Source organism: Exiguobacterium sp. s132 (assembly GCF_018617235.1).
Lineage (GTDB): Bacteria > Bacillota > Bacilli > Exiguobacteriales > Exiguobacteriaceae > Exiguobacterium > Exiguobacterium profundum.
This window is the reverse complement of record NZ_JACSJU010000001.1, coordinates 1,572,020-1,590,440: the sequence shown is the minus strand read 5'-3', so window position 1 is coordinate 1,590,440 and position 18,421 is coordinate 1,572,020. Positions and strand designations below refer to the sequence as shown.

General features: G+C 48.5%; 14 protein-coding genes and 1 pseudogene. 8 read left to right on the top strand and 7 right to left on the bottom strand.

What is annotated here, in order from left to right; all coding sequences use genetic code 11:
• Positions 1-15: 15 nt before the first annotated feature.
• Both KNO78_RS08125 and KNO78_RS08120 read left to right on the top strand, forming a co-directional pair.
• Positions 16-1,329: a glycosyltransferase family 4 protein gene (locus KNO78_RS08125; protein WP_214690554.1), complete on the top strand. Its 1,314-nt coding sequence runs from the start codon at positions 16-18 to the stop codon at positions 1,327-1,329.
• Positions 1,330-1,590: 261 nt separating this feature from the next.
• The gene (locus KNO78_RS08120; protein ID WP_214690555.1) at positions 1,591-4,254 is read left to right on the top strand and encodes an immunoglobulin-like domain-containing protein; all 2,664 of its coding nucleotides are present in this window, start codon (positions 1,591-1,593) and stop codon (positions 4,252-4,254) included.
• Positions 4,255-4,296: 42 nt separating this feature from the next.
• On the opposite strand, the gene KNO78_RS08115 is transcribed toward KNO78_RS08120, so the two are convergent.
• On the bottom strand, positions 4,297-4,590 hold the full coding sequence (locus KNO78_RS08115; RefSeq protein ID WP_074036045.1) for a hypothetical protein: 294 nt from the start codon (positions 4,588-4,590) through the stop codon (positions 4,297-4,299).
• Positions 4,591-4,775: 185 nt separating this feature from the next.
• Here KNO78_RS08115 and KNO78_RS08110 point away from each other — a divergent pair, with 185 nt between their 5' ends.
• The 5 genes and pseudogenes from KNO78_RS08110 to KNO78_RS08095 all read left to right on the top strand — a co-directional run bounded on the left by KNO78_RS08110 (position 4,776) and on the right by KNO78_RS08095 (position 8,886).
• On the top strand, positions 4,776-5,285 hold the full coding sequence (locus tag KNO78_RS08110) for a YdcF family protein (protein ID WP_214690556.1): 510 nt from the start codon (positions 4,776-4,778) through the stop codon (positions 5,283-5,285).
• Positions 5,286-5,387: 102 nt separating this feature from the next.
• Positions 5,388-5,453: pseudogene (locus KNO78_RS15715) on the top strand (zinc-ribbon domain-containing protein); the annotation flags it as partial.
• A 12-nt stretch (positions 5,454-5,465) separates the two neighbouring features.
• Positions 5,466-6,755, top strand: a complete 1,290-nt coding sequence (locus KNO78_RS08105; RefSeq protein WP_251125258.1) for a TcaA 3rd/4th domain-containing protein — start codon at positions 5,466-5,468, stop codon at positions 6,753-6,755.
• Positions 6,756-6,766: 11 nt separating this feature from the next.
• Positions 6,767-7,192 carry a zinc ribbon domain-containing protein gene (locus KNO78_RS08100; protein WP_159562811.1) on the top strand — a complete coding sequence of 142 codons (426 nt, stop codon included), beginning with the start codon at positions 6,767-6,769 and terminating at the stop codon, positions 7,190-7,192.
• Positions 7,189-8,886, top strand: coding sequence for a zinc ribbon domain-containing protein (locus tag KNO78_RS08095; protein ID WP_214690558.1), 1,698 nt, complete (start codon positions 7,189-7,191; stop codon positions 8,884-8,886). Before KNO78_RS08100 ends, KNO78_RS08095 begins: the two co-directional genes overlap by 4 nt.
• A 39-nt stretch (positions 8,887-8,925) precedes the next feature.
• On the opposite strand, the gene KNO78_RS08090 is transcribed toward KNO78_RS08095, so the two are convergent.
• The 4 genes from KNO78_RS08090 to KNO78_RS08075 form a co-directional block, all read right to left on the bottom strand.
• Positions 8,926-9,666 (bottom strand): zinc ribbon domain-containing protein, encoded by a 741-nt coding sequence (locus KNO78_RS08090; RefSeq protein ID WP_214690559.1) that lies wholly within the window; start codon positions 9,664-9,666, stop codon positions 8,926-8,928.
• 113 nt (positions 9,667-9,779) lie between these two features.
• Positions 9,780-11,615: an acyltransferase family protein gene (locus KNO78_RS08085; protein WP_214690560.1), complete on the bottom strand. Its 1,836-nt coding sequence runs from the start codon at positions 11,613-11,615 to the stop codon at positions 9,780-9,782.
• A gap of 153 nt (positions 11,616-11,768) precedes the next feature.
• Complete coding sequence (chrA, locus tag KNO78_RS08080) at positions 11,769-12,953, bottom strand: chromate efflux transporter (RefSeq protein WP_214690561.1); 1,185 nt, start codon at positions 12,951-12,953, stop codon at positions 11,769-11,771.
• 4 nt (positions 12,954-12,957) lie between these two features.
• The gene (locus tag KNO78_RS08075; protein ID WP_031422630.1) at positions 12,958-13,266 is read right to left on the bottom strand and encodes a PadR family transcriptional regulator; all 309 of its coding nucleotides are present in this window, start codon (positions 13,264-13,266) and stop codon (positions 12,958-12,960) included.
• Between the two features lie 200 nt (positions 13,267-13,466).
• Between KNO78_RS08075 and KNO78_RS08070 the strand changes: the two genes are divergently transcribed.
• Positions 13,467-16,151, top strand: a complete 2,685-nt coding sequence (locus KNO78_RS08070) for an HD domain-containing phosphohydrolase (protein WP_214690562.1) — start codon at positions 13,467-13,469, stop codon at positions 16,149-16,151.
• Between the two features lie 39 nt (positions 16,152-16,190).
• Here the strand turns inward: KNO78_RS08070 and KNO78_RS08065 are convergent, their stop codons facing one another.
• Both KNO78_RS08065 and KNO78_RS08060 read right to left on the bottom strand, forming a co-directional pair.
• Positions 16,191-17,291, bottom strand: coding sequence for an ABC transporter permease (locus tag KNO78_RS08065; RefSeq protein WP_214690563.1), 1,101 nt, complete (start codon positions 17,289-17,291; stop codon positions 16,191-16,193).
• Complete coding sequence (locus tag KNO78_RS08060; RefSeq protein ID WP_214690564.1) at positions 17,278-18,411, bottom strand: ABC transporter permease; 1,134 nt, start codon at positions 18,409-18,411, stop codon at positions 17,278-17,280. The genes KNO78_RS08065 and KNO78_RS08060 overlap by 14 nt, the downstream gene beginning before the upstream one ends.
• Positions 18,412-18,421 lie beyond the last annotated feature (10 nt).

Here is an 18,421-nt window from a genome sequence, read left to right as displayed (position 1 = left end):
AGGTAGGTGCTCATTATGAACATATTACTACCGGTGTTTTTTCACTCCGCAATGGGAGGATTACACCTCCATATCTTATCTTCTTTGAAAGTGTTTCTACGAGAGGGGCATGAGGTGACCGTTGTCTGTAAACCTGGTCCCTTTGCCGATGAAGTAAGGAAAATCGGCGGGCAAGTCGTCGAGACGGACTATTCGAGTGAGGACGTGCAATGTGTCATCGATCAAATCCGATCACAGCCGTTCGATGTCGTGTATGCGCATCCGTTCGACGCGCGTCAATTTGGTCTCGCGGTGGCGGAGGCGAACGCAATCCCGTTCGTCCTCGTCATCCACGGGATGTATTATGATGAGATTGAGCAGTATCATCCGAGCGTTTCGCGAGTGATTGCGGTATCGGAACGGATTGCTACACACCTGACTGAGCACTGTCCGGAAATCGAATCAAAACTTACTGTCATCCCGAATGGGGTCGATTCGACTTTTGTTCCGTCGGAGGAAACATCGTCATCAGAACGTATCGTGGGCTTATTCACGTCTCGCCTGGATGCGGACAAACTGTTTATACTAGATGTCTTCTTAGATGCACTAGAAGACGAGAGGGTGCGGTCTTTACCGATTGACTGGTTGATTATCGGTGACGGAACACAGCGAGATAAATACGCCGAGCGTTATGAAGCTGCACTGGCAGGGACAGGTCAGAACATCGAATGGCTTGGTTGGCTAGAACAAAGCCAACTCCCTGAAGCGATGCGGCGTGCCGATTTCATCATCGGTCCCGGACGGTCTGCGCTGGAAGGGATGGCACTCGGTAAACCGACCATCGCTGTCGGGAGCAAAAGCTATCAAGGCTTGGTCACTCCTTCGACGTGGCAAGATATCGCGAGTACGAACTTCGGAGGCATCGGGAATAAGTATGAAGGGTATTCACCAGGACAAATCGGTGAGGCGATTCTCGAGTTGATGGATGAGACGAAGCGACGGGACCTTGCGAGCTTCTCGGCTACACTCGTCGATCAACATTTTCGAGACGAACAATCGCAACAACGCCTACTCGAGGTGCTTGAACAGGTGATAGAAGAAGGTGCTCGAGAAATCGATTTGGTCGAGCGTTATCCTCATATTCGTTATGATCAACTTCATGCTCGTCGTTCGAACCGAATCTGTACATGGAAATTGACAGATCGGGAACAACGACTTGAAGAGACACGCGATGAGTTAGTGACGACCAAACGACAGCTCGACCAACTGCTTATGATGAATGAGGAACAGTCGTTGGAAATCGAGAAGTTACGTATGGAACTTCAGCGATTATCTGATGAAATGGAATAGCGACTTATGGAAAGAGAACTTCGAATCAGAAGTTCTCTTTTTGAATATAGCGAACTTATTCATTATTTATGTGATAAATGTCACCAAAAGTATTCTGACACCATAATAGTCAAAATAAGTATTTTTTATGTTACTTTTGTATTATTTATATTACAAAATTTACATATTTATTTCGTTTTCGGGGTAAAAAAGATTAACACCTTAGAGGCACGCACATCATGTATACCTGTCGCCTTGTTTTTAGTAAAGGAGGATGCATGAATGAAAAAAGTCGTTGCTCTTTTTTTGTGTTTTTTCTTACTTGTCGGATTTACCATTGTACCAGGGTCGAAGGTTGAGGCAAGTTCATCTGTGACCCATGTCTACTCACCAAAATCGTATACACACTATGGAGGAGTTACGTATGCGGTTAAGAAATTTACTTATCCAAAAAGTGTGAAAGTCAAATTATCTAACGGGCGGTACGCTTATCGTTCAGTGAAATGGTCGAAAGTCAGTTTTCAAAAAGAGTACTTGAATCGAACTCAACGAATCGTTGGAAGCGTTCAGGGCACGAACAAGAAAGCGACCTGGTATGTGAGAGTGAAGAACTATCCAATCAAGGTTTCAACGCCAATCATTCGTGCGGTCGGAAAAGGTCAAAAGGCGAATTTGCCGACCAAATTAACTGCTTATTTTGCAAATGGTCAGCGTTCCACTTATCCATTGGAGTGGGGCCCGGCGTACACAAGTAAGCTAGGAACTAGAATGGTCAGCTATAAAGCTCGTGGATTAAACTTATACTTCAGTGGAAAAGCGAAGCTTGTGGTGCGAGATGTTCAATTGACCCAACCCGTTTTTTCCATTTTGACGAACAATGAACAGATTCAGGCCGTAGGTAAAATTCATTATCCAGCTCGAGGCGTACGTCACTACTTGATTGCTGAAAACAGAGAAACCAAAGTACAGTATAAAAAATTGATTTATCCTGAACAAGATGGATCTTACAAAGTGGCATCTCTACCGCTCAAACCTGCGTCCTATAATATGTATGTCCAGTCGGGCGTCAAGCGGACATCACCGGTGGTCGTTTCATTAAAAGGCGGACAGGTTCCGGGTGATTCGGAATCGGATATTCGCAATCTATTAAAAGGTCTATTATTTAATATCCAAGTGGCGAATCCGTTGTTGAATGACATCGTCTTCCCGCAAATTGACGGTGTGACATTCTCGATTGATTCAAACAAGTCGGCTTTGTCGAGTGCTGGTAAAGTGACGCGCGGAACGAATGATGAACTTGTGACGTTCACGATTCAAGCGAAACGTGGGGACATCACGGAATCAATCACCTACAATAACATTTTGATTCCGAAGCGCTCCCAGACGGACGAAGAAGAGTTCGACCTCTGGCTCAACAGCATTCAAATCGATAACCCGCTCACGAAGAACATCGAATTGCCGTCCTATCCGGGTGTCGTCTTCTCGATTGAATCGAGCAATCCATCAGTCGTCTCCACTTCTGGTGTCGTTACGAGAGGAAATCAAGACGTGTATGTCAATTTGACCGTACGGGCAACGAAGGGAGCGGTGACGCGTACGAAGTCCTTCCCGAATATCCTCGTACCAAAAAAAGATTCATCGGCGGAAAGTATCATTGATGATTACTTGAATCGACTGGTCATCTCAAGCCCAGTGACTTCAAATATCACACTCCCACCTCTTGCTGGGGCGACGGTGACCTTGACGTCTTCGAATCAAGCGGTTATTACAAACAGTGGGATTGTCACACGAGGTACGACGGACCAATCCGTTTCGCTCGTCGTCACAGTGACAAAAGATGGGGTCACGAAAACGAAAATTTTCCTCGGTTTACTTGTACCGAAGAAAGAAGGCGGGGCTGAAGGGGAAGTAGATGACTACTTGGCAGCACTGTCGATTACAAGTCCACTCACATCGAACATTGTCCTACCGCCATTCACTGGTGGTACAACGACGCTGTCCTCATCGAATCCAGCGGTCGTCTCGAACAGTGGGGTTGTCACACGTGGCACGACGGATCAAACGGTGTCGATTACGGTCAATGCGACGAAGGACGGTGTGACGAAATCACGTACCTTCTCGAACTTGCTCGTACCAAAAGATGATGCGGTGTTGACAGCCGAGCTCGACGCGGCTTTAAATGCCATCAACCTTGGTAATCTCATTAACCTGTCGACCAACATCTCACTTCCGTCCGCATCAAACGGAGTCAACGTCAGTTGGTCTTCGAATCAACCGGGTGTCATCTCGAACACCGGGGTGATTCAACAAGATCCGACCGATGCGAAATCTTTCATCCTGACGGCTTCGGTCACAAAGAACGGATTGACTCGGACGAAGACGTTTAGTGGGTCGGTTGCAGCGAATGTTCAGTTGGTATTAGCAGACGATGTGACGAAAGTTAAGTCGTCATTCGGGACGCTATATCCGGTATTTGATTTGTCGTTACCAACGAGCTTGAATGGTACTCCGCTCACATGGACCTCAAGTAACCCGGCGCTGATGACGAGTACGGGGGACGTTCGGGAAAATGATGTGGTCACGCCATTTACCTTGACCGTCAGCAATGCTAGTACAAATCAAATCATCAATATGTCCACACAAGATGTCGATACGGGGTTACTCGGTGGGTTGCTCGATTCGCTTGGCACCCTTTTGAATCCAGTTGTGAGCGCATTGACGGGTAATGCGCAAACAGCCACTCTGCCAACGCAGTATGGAGGTTTACTTGGAATCGGGGCGAAGAGCATCACGAATTGGGAGAGTTCACACCCGAATCTCGTGACGGTTCAAGGATCCAATGTTACCATTCAACGAGATGACCAAGAGCATATCGTTGTCTTGCGAGCGAAATATGAAGGAATCGATCAACCGATTCCATTTATCGTCAAATTATCGAAACGATAACAAAGAAGAACGGAGTCGCATGATGCGACTCCGTTCTTTTAGTCAATGTGTTGTGAAGCGAGCTGGTCCAATCGAAGAGACGAGACGTGTCGCTGCACGTAAGCAATCCAGCTGTCTCGTATACACACGGCTCACATCAGAAAATGCAGAGGGAAGATGGTCTGAGTCGAGGGGACCTTGTCGCATATAAGGAGATTCCCCGGCGCCAAGCGGTGTCGGATGAATCACAAACTTATAGTGAGATGGGTCGAGCTCGACGACTTCGATTTCTGCAAACAATTGTGCATCACGTGTATACAAGAAGCGGGTGGATAACCATTTATCTGAATCTGTCATGGGTCACCAGTCCTCCCTCAAAAAGTCTTATCTCCTTTATATTAAAACATTTTATGGTTATTTGGTAATTTTATTTCATATATATCCCAAAACACTGACTATAATTTGTAAAAAGAATGGATTCGTGCAATCTTTCTCTTGATTAAGTATGGTTAAAAGAGAATGGACGAATATGAGGTGACAATATGAGAAAGAACGCGACTGGTACATACCGGTTCGTCATCATCCTTGGGGCGAAAGTGAATGGGACTCGACCGTCCCGCGCGCTCCAACATCGAATTGACGTAGCGGCCGCCTATGCGAAGGCACATCCTCATGTCGAACTGATCGCAACAGGTGGACAGGGACCAGATGAAGGGATGGCGGAGGCGCGTGTCATTGAACGAGAACTGATGGCGCAAGGAATCGATGCAACACGGATTCATGCGGAAGCGACATCGACGTCGACAATCGAGAACTTTGAGCATAGCCGCTCAATTTGGGGCGGGGCGTCCGGTTTGACGATCGTGACGAATGATTTTCATGTGCCGCGCGCTCGTCTGATTGCGAGACTGTACTTTCAGCTCGAGAGTGATGCTTTGTATGCACCGACCCCACCGCTTGCGAAAGGGCGATATATGATCCGTGAAATGTTGGCGTACGTGAAGTTGTTGGGACGTTACATATTTAATCGAACATGGAAGAGGAAAGAGTAGATAATTCTACTCTTTTTCATTTACTTTTATTGTAAATAAATAACGGTATACTTATATAAAATATGGTAAGATAACTCGTATTATGCTATAGAGAGGTGAATTATGAACTGTCCAAATTGTTCAAAAGAACTGAGTACCACGCAACAGTTCTGCCCAAATTGCGGCACGAAGGTGGAAACAATGGCTTCAATGGAAGAAATGAAACCGACACCACCCGTTGAAACGAAGATCCCATCTTCTAAAAAACGAGTCGGAAAAGGCTTATTGATTACGGCATTATCTTTATTATTGATTGCAGGTGCGACATATTTTGGATTTTATCAATTCATGTATACCCCTGAAAAACAAATCGAACAGATTCGCAAAGCTATCACGAGTGAGGATGCCAAGGCACTCGCCCCACTATTGCGACTGAAAGAAGCAGACGTGACAGAGGCCCAGGCAACGACCTTATTGACAGGACTGAGCCAAGCGGAATTGATGGAATCGACAGTGGACTATTTAGACCGTGCTAGTCGTTCCATCGGAGCATCGAATGAGGGACTTCCGCTTCGTTTAAGGGAGATCGGCAAATCGTACGGTGTATTCAAGCGATATGGTCTTGAGTTGATTCCTCAGACGATGTATGTGTCGAGTAACTTTGATGCCATCACAGTGTCTTTGCCTGACCCATATGGGAAAGAAAAACTGGCTTCTGAAGGAGATCAAGTCGTCATTCGGGATGCGTTTCCTGGTATGGTCGAAGTCGCTGTGAAATACGATGGTCAATATGGACAAGATCAAGCTGTCAAAACGTTCAATAGTCTGGAGTCGTCCAATTCAGATGAACCGTTCATGGTCGCATTCAAAGGATTGAGTGTCGAGCTAGATCAAACCTACGAAGACGCTCCGTTGATTGTGAATGGGGAAGATTCAGGCAAAACGATTGGAGAATGGAAGACATACGGACCCGTTCCGAAACAAGGCGTAACGTTGAGTACTTATATTGACATGCCATGGGGGACGGTAGAATCCAAACAGGTTCTCGCTAAGCCGGGTAGTAAGCCGGTCAAGTTTGACCCGCAAGTGGATGCTGACACAATTGGGTTCACAGAGGACATCATCACGCGTCACGCCGAAGAATGGGTGAACTTCATGTATTACGAGGACTTGAGTGCATTGACGGTTGTCACGGATGAGGCTTACTTGGCCAAACAACAAAAAACTTATGACATCATGCAATCAGAAAACCAGGAATGGTATGGCTCGTTCGATGGGGTAGAAGTGATTAACCAAAAAACGAAACTTACGACATGGAATAAAAAGATGGCGATTGAGACGGAAGCGGTCATTGGTATTCACAGTCAATTTATGACGGATGGCGAAGAAGACGCGCCTCAACGTTTAGTGAAATCAAGGTTTCGCTATGTCATCGCCGAACCATATGCTGATGGAACGTATCATATCGTAGAAGCGACATATTTAGAATAGGAGAGATGAACATGACAATGTGGCAACAACAGTCTGCGCTATTAGATACAGCGGAGAGTATCAAGGACTTACAGGCTCGAATGGAAAAATCAAAAAAGGCTCGGGGGCAATTGCTTCTTGAACTCGGACAACAGCAGTATCGTCAATTGATGCAGCAAGGACGTTCGGAAGAAGTGGCGAAGATTATGGAACAGGATGTCCTCATCTATGAGGCGAGCCGGCGCATCCGAGATATGCAAGAAGCGCTTAAACCACATCGCTGTACATCGTGTGACGCATCGCTCGATAAGGATGCAAAATTCTGTGGTTCATGTGGTACACCGGTCCCGCAACCGGACGTCCGTCCGAAACAAGCATGCAATTCTTGTGGTTCCCCACAACCGCTTGATGCCTCGTATTGTGCATGCTGTGGAGGGAAGATGGAGGTGACTGCATGAGGTATTGTCACCAATGTGGTCATGCAAATGAGGACCACAATCAATATTGTGAACGGGACGGTGTCCAACTAGAAGGGACAGATACGTCGTATCGTTTTGACGTATCGACTGGTCAATTTTGTAAGAGTTGTGGCAATGCTAGGGCAGCGCATGAATTATATTGTCATGCTTGCGGCCAAACGGCACTCGAACCGTCGACAAGTGTCAATCGGATGGAAGAGTCACTTCGTACGGTCGCCGCGACCGGGACACAAGTGATGTCACAATTGAGACGAGTGGCCGGAAAACGAGACGGCGCAATGAAGTTGTCCTTTTCAACTGAATCGCTCCGGTCATTACGTATCAATCAGACAGACGTGATACGCGGATCAATGCTCGGTCTTGGATTTTTATTTGTTCTCCTGTTGATTGCAGGAAGTCTAGTCGCGATGCTACCGGCGGAGGCCATTCCATCACTTGCCGATGAACTCGAAATTAACATTTCGTCGTTTAATGCAACGATGTTCCTCGCTTTTCTCATCGGTGCGAAAGTGTACTGGTCCGTCACGACAGAACAGGTGAATCAGTTTATCGCGAGTCTCGGTGCAGGGATTGGAGATTTCTTGCGAATCGAAGGGGCTGTGGATGCTCAATTTGGAAACTACTTCATGATGTATGGTGGAATATTCTTGATGATTGCCGTTGTGTATGTCTTGATTCGACAGACATCGACGTTGAGCGATGTGCTCAGTCGTATGGCTGGATTCATGGTGACGGTTCTCGTCGGGTATGGATTGATTTACGCCTTCGCTTTTCATCCACCACTCTTTGAAGTCGCATGGATCAAAACCATTGCGGCGACAACCTTGATGGTCCTCTTTGCTCTCGGGTTGGCTTATTTGATTACGATGCCGTTCCAGGGAGAGTGGAAGATTGCGCAACAAGGCGTTCGTGCGTTATTGACCGTCACACTCGTATCGACGTTCGTCGGTATTGGTTACTTTGGTCTTCAACTCAGTAAAATCGATGAGGGAGAACGCCTCGAGTTTGTCGACAGCGAAGAAATGCTGTATTTGACTGGACAAGCGGCGAGTATGAATTGGCAGACCATCGGACATGGAGGAGAGCAAGCACTCTCACTTCAATCTCCATTAGGTTCTTATGAAATTGGCATGTCGTTGTTTGGGGAGACCGCCCCAGAAAAAATTGCGAATTCAATTGAAACAGTTAGCGAAGGATTTGGTGGGGTAGAGGATGTCTTGTGGCAATCATTCTCCGATACCGAAGGACCTGCTAATTCAATTGGCAAGCCTGTCGATATGATGACCGTCTCACCGATGATTTTTGGGACGTTGACTGAAATGTATGAGGCGGATCTCGCAAATGATGAAACGCGTTCTGAAGCGTTGTACAAGGACGGTGTCTTCTCCTGGTTGCTGATATTATTAGTCTTGAATGTCGTGATTTATGCTATGTTCGCTAAGGGGCATGTTCACTCATGGCAGGCAGGAATCTGGTTTGTGGCTCCGGCACTCCTTGCATTCATCGTCTGGCAGTGGTTCTTGAATAACGGCATGTTCGTTGAGTTGAACGGGGTTCGGATTTTAGGCGTTGCCACGGACGGACTGAGTATCGCAGGAACGTTCATTGCGCTCGTCTTGATCACGATGGGGGCGCTCCTTGGTTGGGGAATGAGAAAATTGAATATCAACTAAGCGAAACAAGCACGGACAGCCTACTGTCCGTGCTTGTTTTCAATATTCTTCTTCCCGTGATAATTCATTGGAGCCAAGGTTTTGCACAATCTTCATGTCGCCATCCTCATACCGGACTGCATACGTCGTTTCGAATGTCGCTCTCACACTAGAGTCGTCTTCTTTGATGATACGGTACTCTTCATTCGTGGTGACGGTCGCGGTTTCATCATCTTCAATCGAGTCACGATCTTCACCGTTCACTTGAATAGAGATGACTTCTGTGTATATGTGGTCTTCTTTGATGCCTTTGACGAAGAGCGTGTTGTTCAAGTAATCTAATGTCTGTGACTGGAACGTTGATCCCTCAGCAAGGAATGTTTCGACTTCGGATGTATCCGTTGAATAAGTCGCACTGGTGAAAGCGTCTATAAAAGAATACATAAACCGATCGATTTCGTCATAGGAAACTGGTTCATAGAACACACCCGTTTCTGCTTCGGTATCCGGGAGAGCGGCGTCCTCTTCGACTTCAGAAGCTTTTTCTGATTCTTCTTCCTCCGTCGAAGCAGAGAACGATTGTTGTACATCTTTTGCTGTCGTCGTCTCTTTTGAGGCGAGTGGTTCGTTCCATTCCGACCATAACCATACCCCTAATCCGATCACGGCCACAAGGGCGAGCGGGACGGTCCACTTCCAAAGGGGAAGTCGGGTCGATGACGTTTCGATTTTCGTGCCACATTGCGAACAGTGGGATTGCCCTCGCTTCAGAGTCGCTCCGCATGCTGTGCATTTATTCATAGTAATCACTCTTTCCATTTTTTAGTATTATTTTACCTCTTTCATAAGAGTTCTGAAATGAGGGATTATGTATTTGAGTCAATTAAAAACTAGGCTCTTGCACTCGCAAGAGCCTAGTTTGGTTGACAGCCGATTTCTTCGTTCAGTACGTGGCCAAACGCTTCGGCGCCCTTAATATTTAAATGGACCCCATCACTTTCGAAGTACGCTTCCTTTCCGATTGAGCGTTCATGCCAATCGATGAGGGACACGTTCTCATGAAGCTCACTGGCCCGAGCGAGTTTTTTATTGACCTCACTCTCCCATGGACGCGGGACACGTGTGTTGATCAAATAGATTTCATCTGCTCGTTCGAACTGCTTGAGCAACGTCTCGAGTTGCTCCATTTTGAAGGCACCGTTCGTTCCGAGATGGAGGAACACGACGTGACCTGGAGCATTATACGATTGGTACTGAGAGGCAACTGGAATCGCATCGCGAACTTGACGTCCGATTTGGGCATCGATTTTCATATTCGGGAAAGCATCTGCCAAATATTCGTTCAATCCGAGCATGACCGAGTCGCCAATCGCGAGAGCCGGTGGACATGTTCGTTCTTCTGGTTTTTCAGTTGGTGCTTTGTTTTCTTCTGTCGGTTGATCTTCAGACGGGACTTCCTCTGTCTCCTTGGATTCCGGTTCGTTCGGAACGTCCTTTGTCTCATCTTTTGGCATCGGTACTTTCACGACAGGAATTTCATCTTCGACCGGCTTCGACTCAGAGAACGCCAGGATGGTCAAATTCCCAACGAGAACGAGTGAGAGCGCGGTCGCACATGCCGTGGCGGCAAAGCGTGCGTTTGGGTGCGTCGGTGTTGAGACGAGCTGACGGAACGCTTGTTTGAATCCGTTTCGACGAATCGGTGTCTCGACGAAGCGATACGACAACTCGGCGATCAAAAGCGTCAACGCCACTTGCCCGACGGAAAGAAGTGGCGAGAACGTCCCGAGTCGATCGAGCGGTGTCGATAGAATGATGACCGGATAGTGCCACAAGTAAATCCCATACGTCCGTGTACCGATCACGCGAAGCCAAACGCTTCCAAACAGTCGTGACCAAATGGTCGCCGGATGGGCGACAGCGGCAATCAATAGGGCGGATAGGAAAGAGACGAGCAAGAAACCTCCGTAATAGAGGAATGCATCGTAGGCGTTGACGTTACTGATGATCCCGACGATGACGATGAGCGAAACGGCGCCGGTCCAGTTCAAAATGTGGCGTCCGGTATGCGGGATCGTTTCTTTAAACGTGTCCGGACGCCAACCGAAGGCGAGGACGGCTCCCATGAGCAGACCGAACAATCGCGTGTCGGTCCCGTAGTAGACGCGGCTCGGATCGGCTTCCGGCACATATCGGAACGCCATCCAGGCGGCGGAGACGAATAGAAGCGCGGCGAGTAGTTGAAGCAATCGCTTTCGGAACGCGAGACCGACGAGTAGGAGCAACGGCCAGAACGCATAAAACTGTTCTTCGATGGAGAGAGACCATAGATTTTGAAGCGGTGATGGCTTTCCGAAACTCTCGAAGTAGGAGACTTCGTGAAAGATATACCACCAATTGTTCACATAAGCGAGCGCTGCCATTGAATCTTGGCGCACCGTATCGAGCAAGGAGCGGTCAAACAGCGTCACATACGTCATCACGACCGACAGCATCAAGACGAGCGCCGGCAACAAACGACGGAAACGCGCGAGGTAGAACTTTTTCAAATCGATTGTGCCGGTCTTCGTCCATTCGCGAATTAAGATCCCGGTAATCAAGTAACCGGACAGGACGAAGAAGACATCGACACCGAGGAATCCCCCGGGTATGTAAGGTACATTTAAATGATATAAAATCACAGCCAAGACGGCGAACGTGCGCAAGCCGTCGAGACCAGGCATATACGTTGTATGTTTGAGTGGTTGCATGCCCCCACTTCCTTTCTAGTAAAGCGGACATTTCCCTTATTTTTGAATCCATTCTTCAGTATAACGAGCGTGGAGGAGGGAATGGTTTCAAAAGATTAACAATCAAATGACGTAAAAATCCAATAAAAAAAGGGACACGAGGTCCCTTGCACTTTACATCAGATTAATCAACGTCCCACCGAGTACCCCGGCGATGACGAGTGACCACGGTGGTAACTTCCAATAAGCAATCATCACGAACAGGAAGGCAGCGAACACGAAGTCGACCGCACCGTTGACGGTACTCGTGAAGATCGGGCTGTAGAATGCCGCAATCAAAATCCCAACGACCGCCGCGTTGACACCGATGAGGGCACCGGCGACTTTCGGGTTGTGACGGAGCGCGTCCCAAAACGGAAGTGCTCCGAGGATGAGCAAGAAGGCCGGCAAGAAAATCGCAACCGTCGCAAGGATACCACCCGGCACACCGTTAATCACCGTTCCAAGATAAGAAGCGAACGTGAAAAGCGGACCAGGAACGGCCTGAGCGGCACCGTATCCTGCAAGGAAGGCTTCTTCACTCAAGAAACCAGCTGGTACAAGTTCTCGTTCTAGTAGTGGCAAGACCACATGTCCGCCGCCGAAGACGAGGGCACCGGCCCGGTAAAAGCTATCGAACAAGGCAATCGTCTGATTCTCAAACGTCTCCCGTAAAATCGGTAAGATGACGAGAAGTGCCCCAAAAATCGACAGCAGAACGGTCCCGAGACGTTTCGAAATCGGGAACGCACTCGATTTCGTATCGAGACGGTCCGGCTTGAACAACAGGAATCCTGCGAAGGCCGCGAGGAGAATGAACAATACCTGACTGAACGTCGTTTGCCAGAGTAGGACGCCTGCCAAGGCAAAAAAGGCAATCGTTCGTGTCTTTGTATCAGGTGTCAGTTTACTCGCCATCCCTAAGATGGCATGGGCGACGATAGCGACAGCGACGACTTTCAAGCCGTATAACCAGCCTGCATCGGAGACGTCGAGTCCGGATAACAATAAAGCGAATAGGATGAGGGCAACGACCGACGGCGTCGTGAAGCCGATGAACGAGGTGATCCCACCTAATATGCCACCGCGGACAATCCCGATTCCGATTCCGACCTGTGAACTCGCCGGTCCGGGCAAGAATTGGCATAAGGCGACGAGGTCGGCGTAAGCTTTCTCATCCATCCATTTGCGTCGTCTCACATATTCCTCGTGGAAGTAACCGAGGTGGGCGACCGGTCCACCGAATGAGGTGAGACCGAGCCTCGTTGAAACGAATAAAATTTCTAGTAACGTCTTGAACGTCACACGTTGTGTCGTCATATCTTCACTCCTTAATTTCTTTGAATAACTCGTATGCCTTTTGACGGGCTTCCGCCAACACAGAAAGTCCTTTTTCGGTCGTCACGTAGTTTTTGCGAACGTGTCCATCGACCGTCTCGTTTTCACGAATCAAGAGCCCGTCTTTCTCCATCCCGTGCAAGATCGGGTAGAGCGTCCCGGCGCTGATTTCGTACCCGTGTTCCCGAAGCTCATCGACCATCCATGCTCCGTAAACAGGGTGTTCCGCGGCGTGGTGCAAAATGTGGATGTGGATGAATCCGAGAAACAGCTTCCGCAAGACGCGGTCTTCCATATGTGTCATCTCCTTAATATCGAAATTCGATATCGGTTTTCGAAATCAGTCTAGCAAAGGTGAGGGAGAGAGGCAAGGGAAGAACTTGCAGTTTACGAAAACTTTAAATGAAAAGATGGGAATGACTTCGGAAAAAATAGGGAATCTATCACAAATGAGGTAGAATAGGTAGAGATTTTATTTGCTGAGGAGGAAGTGACGTGACAAACCCCATTCATTCTTCATACGATACATTGTTGCGTTATATGCCCCAAGGCTACGTCGAGTTTAAAGTGATTTACGACGACGCTTCGGAGCCGATTGACTATGAATTCTTTGAAGTGAATCCTGCCTTTGAGAAGATCATGAAAGGGAAGCGAAAGCACTTCATCGGAAAAAAAGTGTCAAGCGCCCTAAAAGACTTTGAATATAGTGAGCGGGAATGGATGATTCAAGTGGCACACGTCGTCAGTGATGGGGGGACCGTGACGTTTGAACACTATTCTCGCCGTAATAAATGTTGGTTCGAGATGTCTGTGTTTAGCCAACGAACGGGGTTTGTGTCCGTCATGTTTCACGACATCACGCCACACGTCCAAGAGAACAATGCGTTAAAACAGCTCGTCAACGTATCGCATCGCTTCGTCTCGACGGGTAGTGACTTGTTAATGAATCAACAATTTCTTGACCAAATTCGTGACTTCACGGGAGCGAAGGCGGTCGCTCTCAATTTGATGGATGCGGATGGCGAATCGTATACGACAGTGGCATTATCAGGAATCGATGAAATGTTAGAGAGAAGCCTCGACATTCTTGGATTTCATCCAGTCGGGAAGAAGTGGCCAATGACGGACCAACGTCGTGACCTGTTCAAACAATCAAATCCTCGTGTCTTTGATGGGATTGGTCCACTTATTGATGGTGCGCTTCCAACACGTCTCGTCAAAAATCTACTTCGAATTTTCTCGCTTGGAGAAGTCGTTCTCTTCAAAATCGAGAAAGACGGTATTTTATACGGAGACTTGACGATTGTGATGGAAAAAGGGAAGGTCGCCAATCGGCTAGGGCTCGTAGAGTTATATCTCGTCCACGTCCTTGAGCAATTGACGAAAGCCGATCATCAAATCGGAGAGACGAAAAAATCGATGTTTGGTGGATTCGCGACCCTCGACTTGGAGTGCATCATGGCCTTCAACACACGACAAGTGCTCCATTTGAACGATGCATGGGAACGAATTTTAGGGTTTTCACTTGATGAGCTGGAGAATATCGACTTTCTTAGTCTAGTTCACCCGGATGATGATACCATCACGGAAGCGGCGTTTATGGAACTTGAGGAACGTGGTGAGTTGTTCCGCTTCATCAACCGTTTCCGGACGATCGACGATACGTATCGATCGATCGAGTGGCATTGCAAACTTCAAGGGAATTATATTTATGCGGTCGCGAAAGACGTGACGGACCGAGTTCAGTTAGAAGAAAAGTTGGCAGACCGAGATCGGCTTTTGACGAAATTGTCCGATCAAATCCCGGGTGCCATCTATCAATTCGAATTATTGCCTGATGGAAGTTTCAACTTCCCATTCTTTAGCCGAGGCTTTGAAGATATGCTGGGGATTTCGGCAGAAGAGGTACAGACGGACGCGAGTCTTGTCTTCCGACGGATGCACCCGGATGATTATCCGCTTGTCATGCAGTCGATTGATGAGTCCTATCGCAACTTGACGATTTGGGATGCTGAGTTTCGCGTCTTGACCGAGGACGGACGAACCGTCTGGATTTTAGGATCATCCCGTCCGGAAAAGATAGCGGATGGTCACGTGTTGTGGCACGGTTATATCGGAGATGTCACGGAGAAGAAAACATATGAGAAAGAGATTGAGTATCTCAGTTACCACGATCAATTGACGGGCATTAAAAACCGGCGTTACTTTGAAGAGGCGTTGGAGCGCTATGATGATGACCACTTTTATCCGCTCACACTCATCGTCATCGATATCAACGGGTTGAAGCTCACGAACGATGCGTTCGGACACTTGGTCGGAGACCAGCTGCTCGTCGAAGCGGCGAATATTTTGCGAAATGAATTGCGCGCGAAAGATGAAGTGGCACGAGTCGGAGGCGATGAGTTCGTCGTAATCTCTCCGAATACGACGCTCGATGAGGCGAAACAGCTGTCGGATCGTCTCGGTCGTCTCTTCCACGAGCAGACGGTTGAAGGATTACCGATTTCCGCATCATTCGGTGAAGCGGTCAAACATGACTCGAATGTCGAATTGACCGAGGTGTTCAATTTAGCGGAAGATCGGATGTATCACCACAAGGTTTCTGAAAAGCAGAGTCGACGCCACCATTCCATTCAAATCATCATGCGCACGCTGTATGAGAAGATTCCACGAGAAGAAGCGCATTCTCAACGAGTCGCCAATTTAGCGGGGCAACTGGCAGAAGCGATGGGCTTCACGAATGCTGAAGTGAATGAGATTCGAACGGCCGCTATTCTCCATGACATAGGAAAAGTGGCAATCAGCAACGATATTTTGGATAAACCGGGCGCGCTGACCGAATCGGAATGGTATGAAATCAAACGCCACCCGGAAATCAGTTACAATATTTTAAGTACCGTACCCGAATATGTCGCCTTATCGGAAATTGTCTTGGCGCACCATGAACGATGGGACGGGAAAGGCTATCCGAAAGGGCTACAAGATTTTGAGATCCCTCTTGCTTCACGAATCATCGCAATTGCGGATACGTTCGATGTTATGGTGACGGGGCGACCGTATCGACAGGCGAAGACGATTGACGAGGCACTCGCCATCATCTCACAAGAGGCGGGCAAACAGTTTGACCCATCTCTCGTCGACGTCTTCTTTGAAAAAGTCGTACCGACACTTCAACAATAAAAAGCGAGTCCTCCTGAATATGGGGGGCTCGCTTTTGTATTAGACGGTTAGGGGTCGTTTCTTCAACACGAGGATGGTGAGGAGGAAGACGACTCCGGTCATGCCAATCATGACAAGGATGGAGGGATACGGGAACTGACCCTCATACATCGTGATGACACCGTTATTCAACCAATAGGTCGGCAGGAAACGACCGACAAGTTTCAATGAATCCGGCAACCAGAGCAGGCTGATGAACGCCCCGCCGGTGATGGCGGATGCCATCGTAACCGAGATTTGAAAGATGTTCGCCTTCTCCCGATTCGTCGCAAACACGGCGATGAGACCACCGAGGGCTAGACAGACGAGCAGATAGGAAGAAAACAAGGCGAATACGGTCGGGAGATGTGTCCATACATCCTGACCGTATAAAGCGAGGCTCACGCCAATCAACAGCATCACGTAGATGAAGCCGACGAGATAAAAGGCTAGTAGCAGAGAGGCGAAGTAACGCCTTGGTGTCACCGGTGAGGCGAACAACCGCGCATAGATCTTCTCGTCCCGATCATCCGCGACAAACATAGGAATGAACTGGAGAAAGGTCGACATCATGATGAACGACAACAGACCGAAGAAGGCCTGTGTTCGGGCGGTCGTGGCGACACTTTCCTGAAACGGTTCACTTGAAAGTGTGTAACCGTTCGACGTCTCTTTTGACGCAAGCTGTTCGAACGTCGCTTTATCGTAGCCGCTCGCTTCGAGCAGTTGGCGTTCGCGGGACAGATGACCGTTCAGTGCCTGCTCGATCAACGAGGCATCACTCCCGGCGATTGCAGAGAAGGAAGGGCGAGGCATCTCTCCTGTGAACGCCTGTTTCGTGAAGTCATCAGGAATGATGAGGACGATATCTTCTCCTTCTAACAAGACATCATCCGTGTTCGACTCGAGCAACGTGACCCGACCAAACCGTTCGGCCTCGTCAATGAGGCGTTCGGCGAGAAGTCCACCGTCCCGGTCGACAATCCCGATGGATGCGTTCAAACTGGACGTTCCACCGACGAAGGAGAGGATGAGCGCGAAACCGAACATCGACACGAAGGTGAACACCCACAGCCCTTTCTTTCGAAGCATCCGTTTGGCCACATGTCTAATGAGAACCATGACGCTTCACCCCTTTCGAGAGAATGTAGCTGAATGCAATCAAGATGAGGAGATGAATCCCGAGCAATCCGAGACTTTGCCAATACAGATTCATGTCACCTTCACGTAGGAGGACGGCTAGCATCCCGTCCCGCATGAAAATCGGCATGAACACGTAGGCAGCCCACGGCGCATAGTTCAGCGTCACTTGGTCAAAACCGGGGACATAGCCACCGGATAAGATCATGAGGATGGCGACGAAGCCGTTGACGATCGCATCCTTTGTCGTCGCGCTCAACTTCGGCAAGTTGACAATCAGAAATCCGATGGCGACCCCGTACGCGGTCAAGGCGAGCCAAGACAGAATCAGATAGCCGAACTGTACGTTCGCCAAGTCGAATGTGCGATAGACGAAATGGCTGAACCAAAACAAGAGGATGAGCTGCAACAAGATGATGACGTAGCGACTGAACGTCCGCGCAAGTCGATATTGAACCGTTCGGACTGGGGCCGCTTGGATGCGTAAGTAACTGCCTGTATTCGGCTGCTCTTCTCGTGCCATTGATGTGATATAAAACGACCCGAACAATGCCGTCATGATTGAGATCGTGACGGTGAAATACTCGAGCGAGGTCGGGGTACGTCCCGCCAAGTCGACACTTTCCGTATCGAGCCAAGCCTCATTCACATATGGGGCCGACACGCCTGCTTCCGCGAGCGTGATCTGTTGATTGGCGATGGCCGTATACTGACCGAGGATGGCATCGAGGACGTCGAACTCGACCGTCGTCGGTTCCTCATAGAAGAGTGTGATGTCAGGTCCATCGAGTTGCAAGATGACATCGGCATCGCCATCGTTCACACCTTGTTCGGCAGATTGGAGGTCAACGTATGGGACAAGTCGGATGAAGGCTTGAATGTCATCCTCTTTTAAAAAAGCCTCGAGCGGCTCTCGATACTGGTCGGTCGACGATTCGACGTAGGCGACGTTCGTGACCGGAAGTTTGAACGTGTCACTGAAGACGGCCGACAGCATCGTCCCGAGTCCAAAGATGAGGATGAGCGGAAAGATGAGCATCCAAAAGAGGGTGGCACGATCACGAAGCCGCTGTTTCACATCATATTTGATGAAAGTCCACATGACGTCCCTC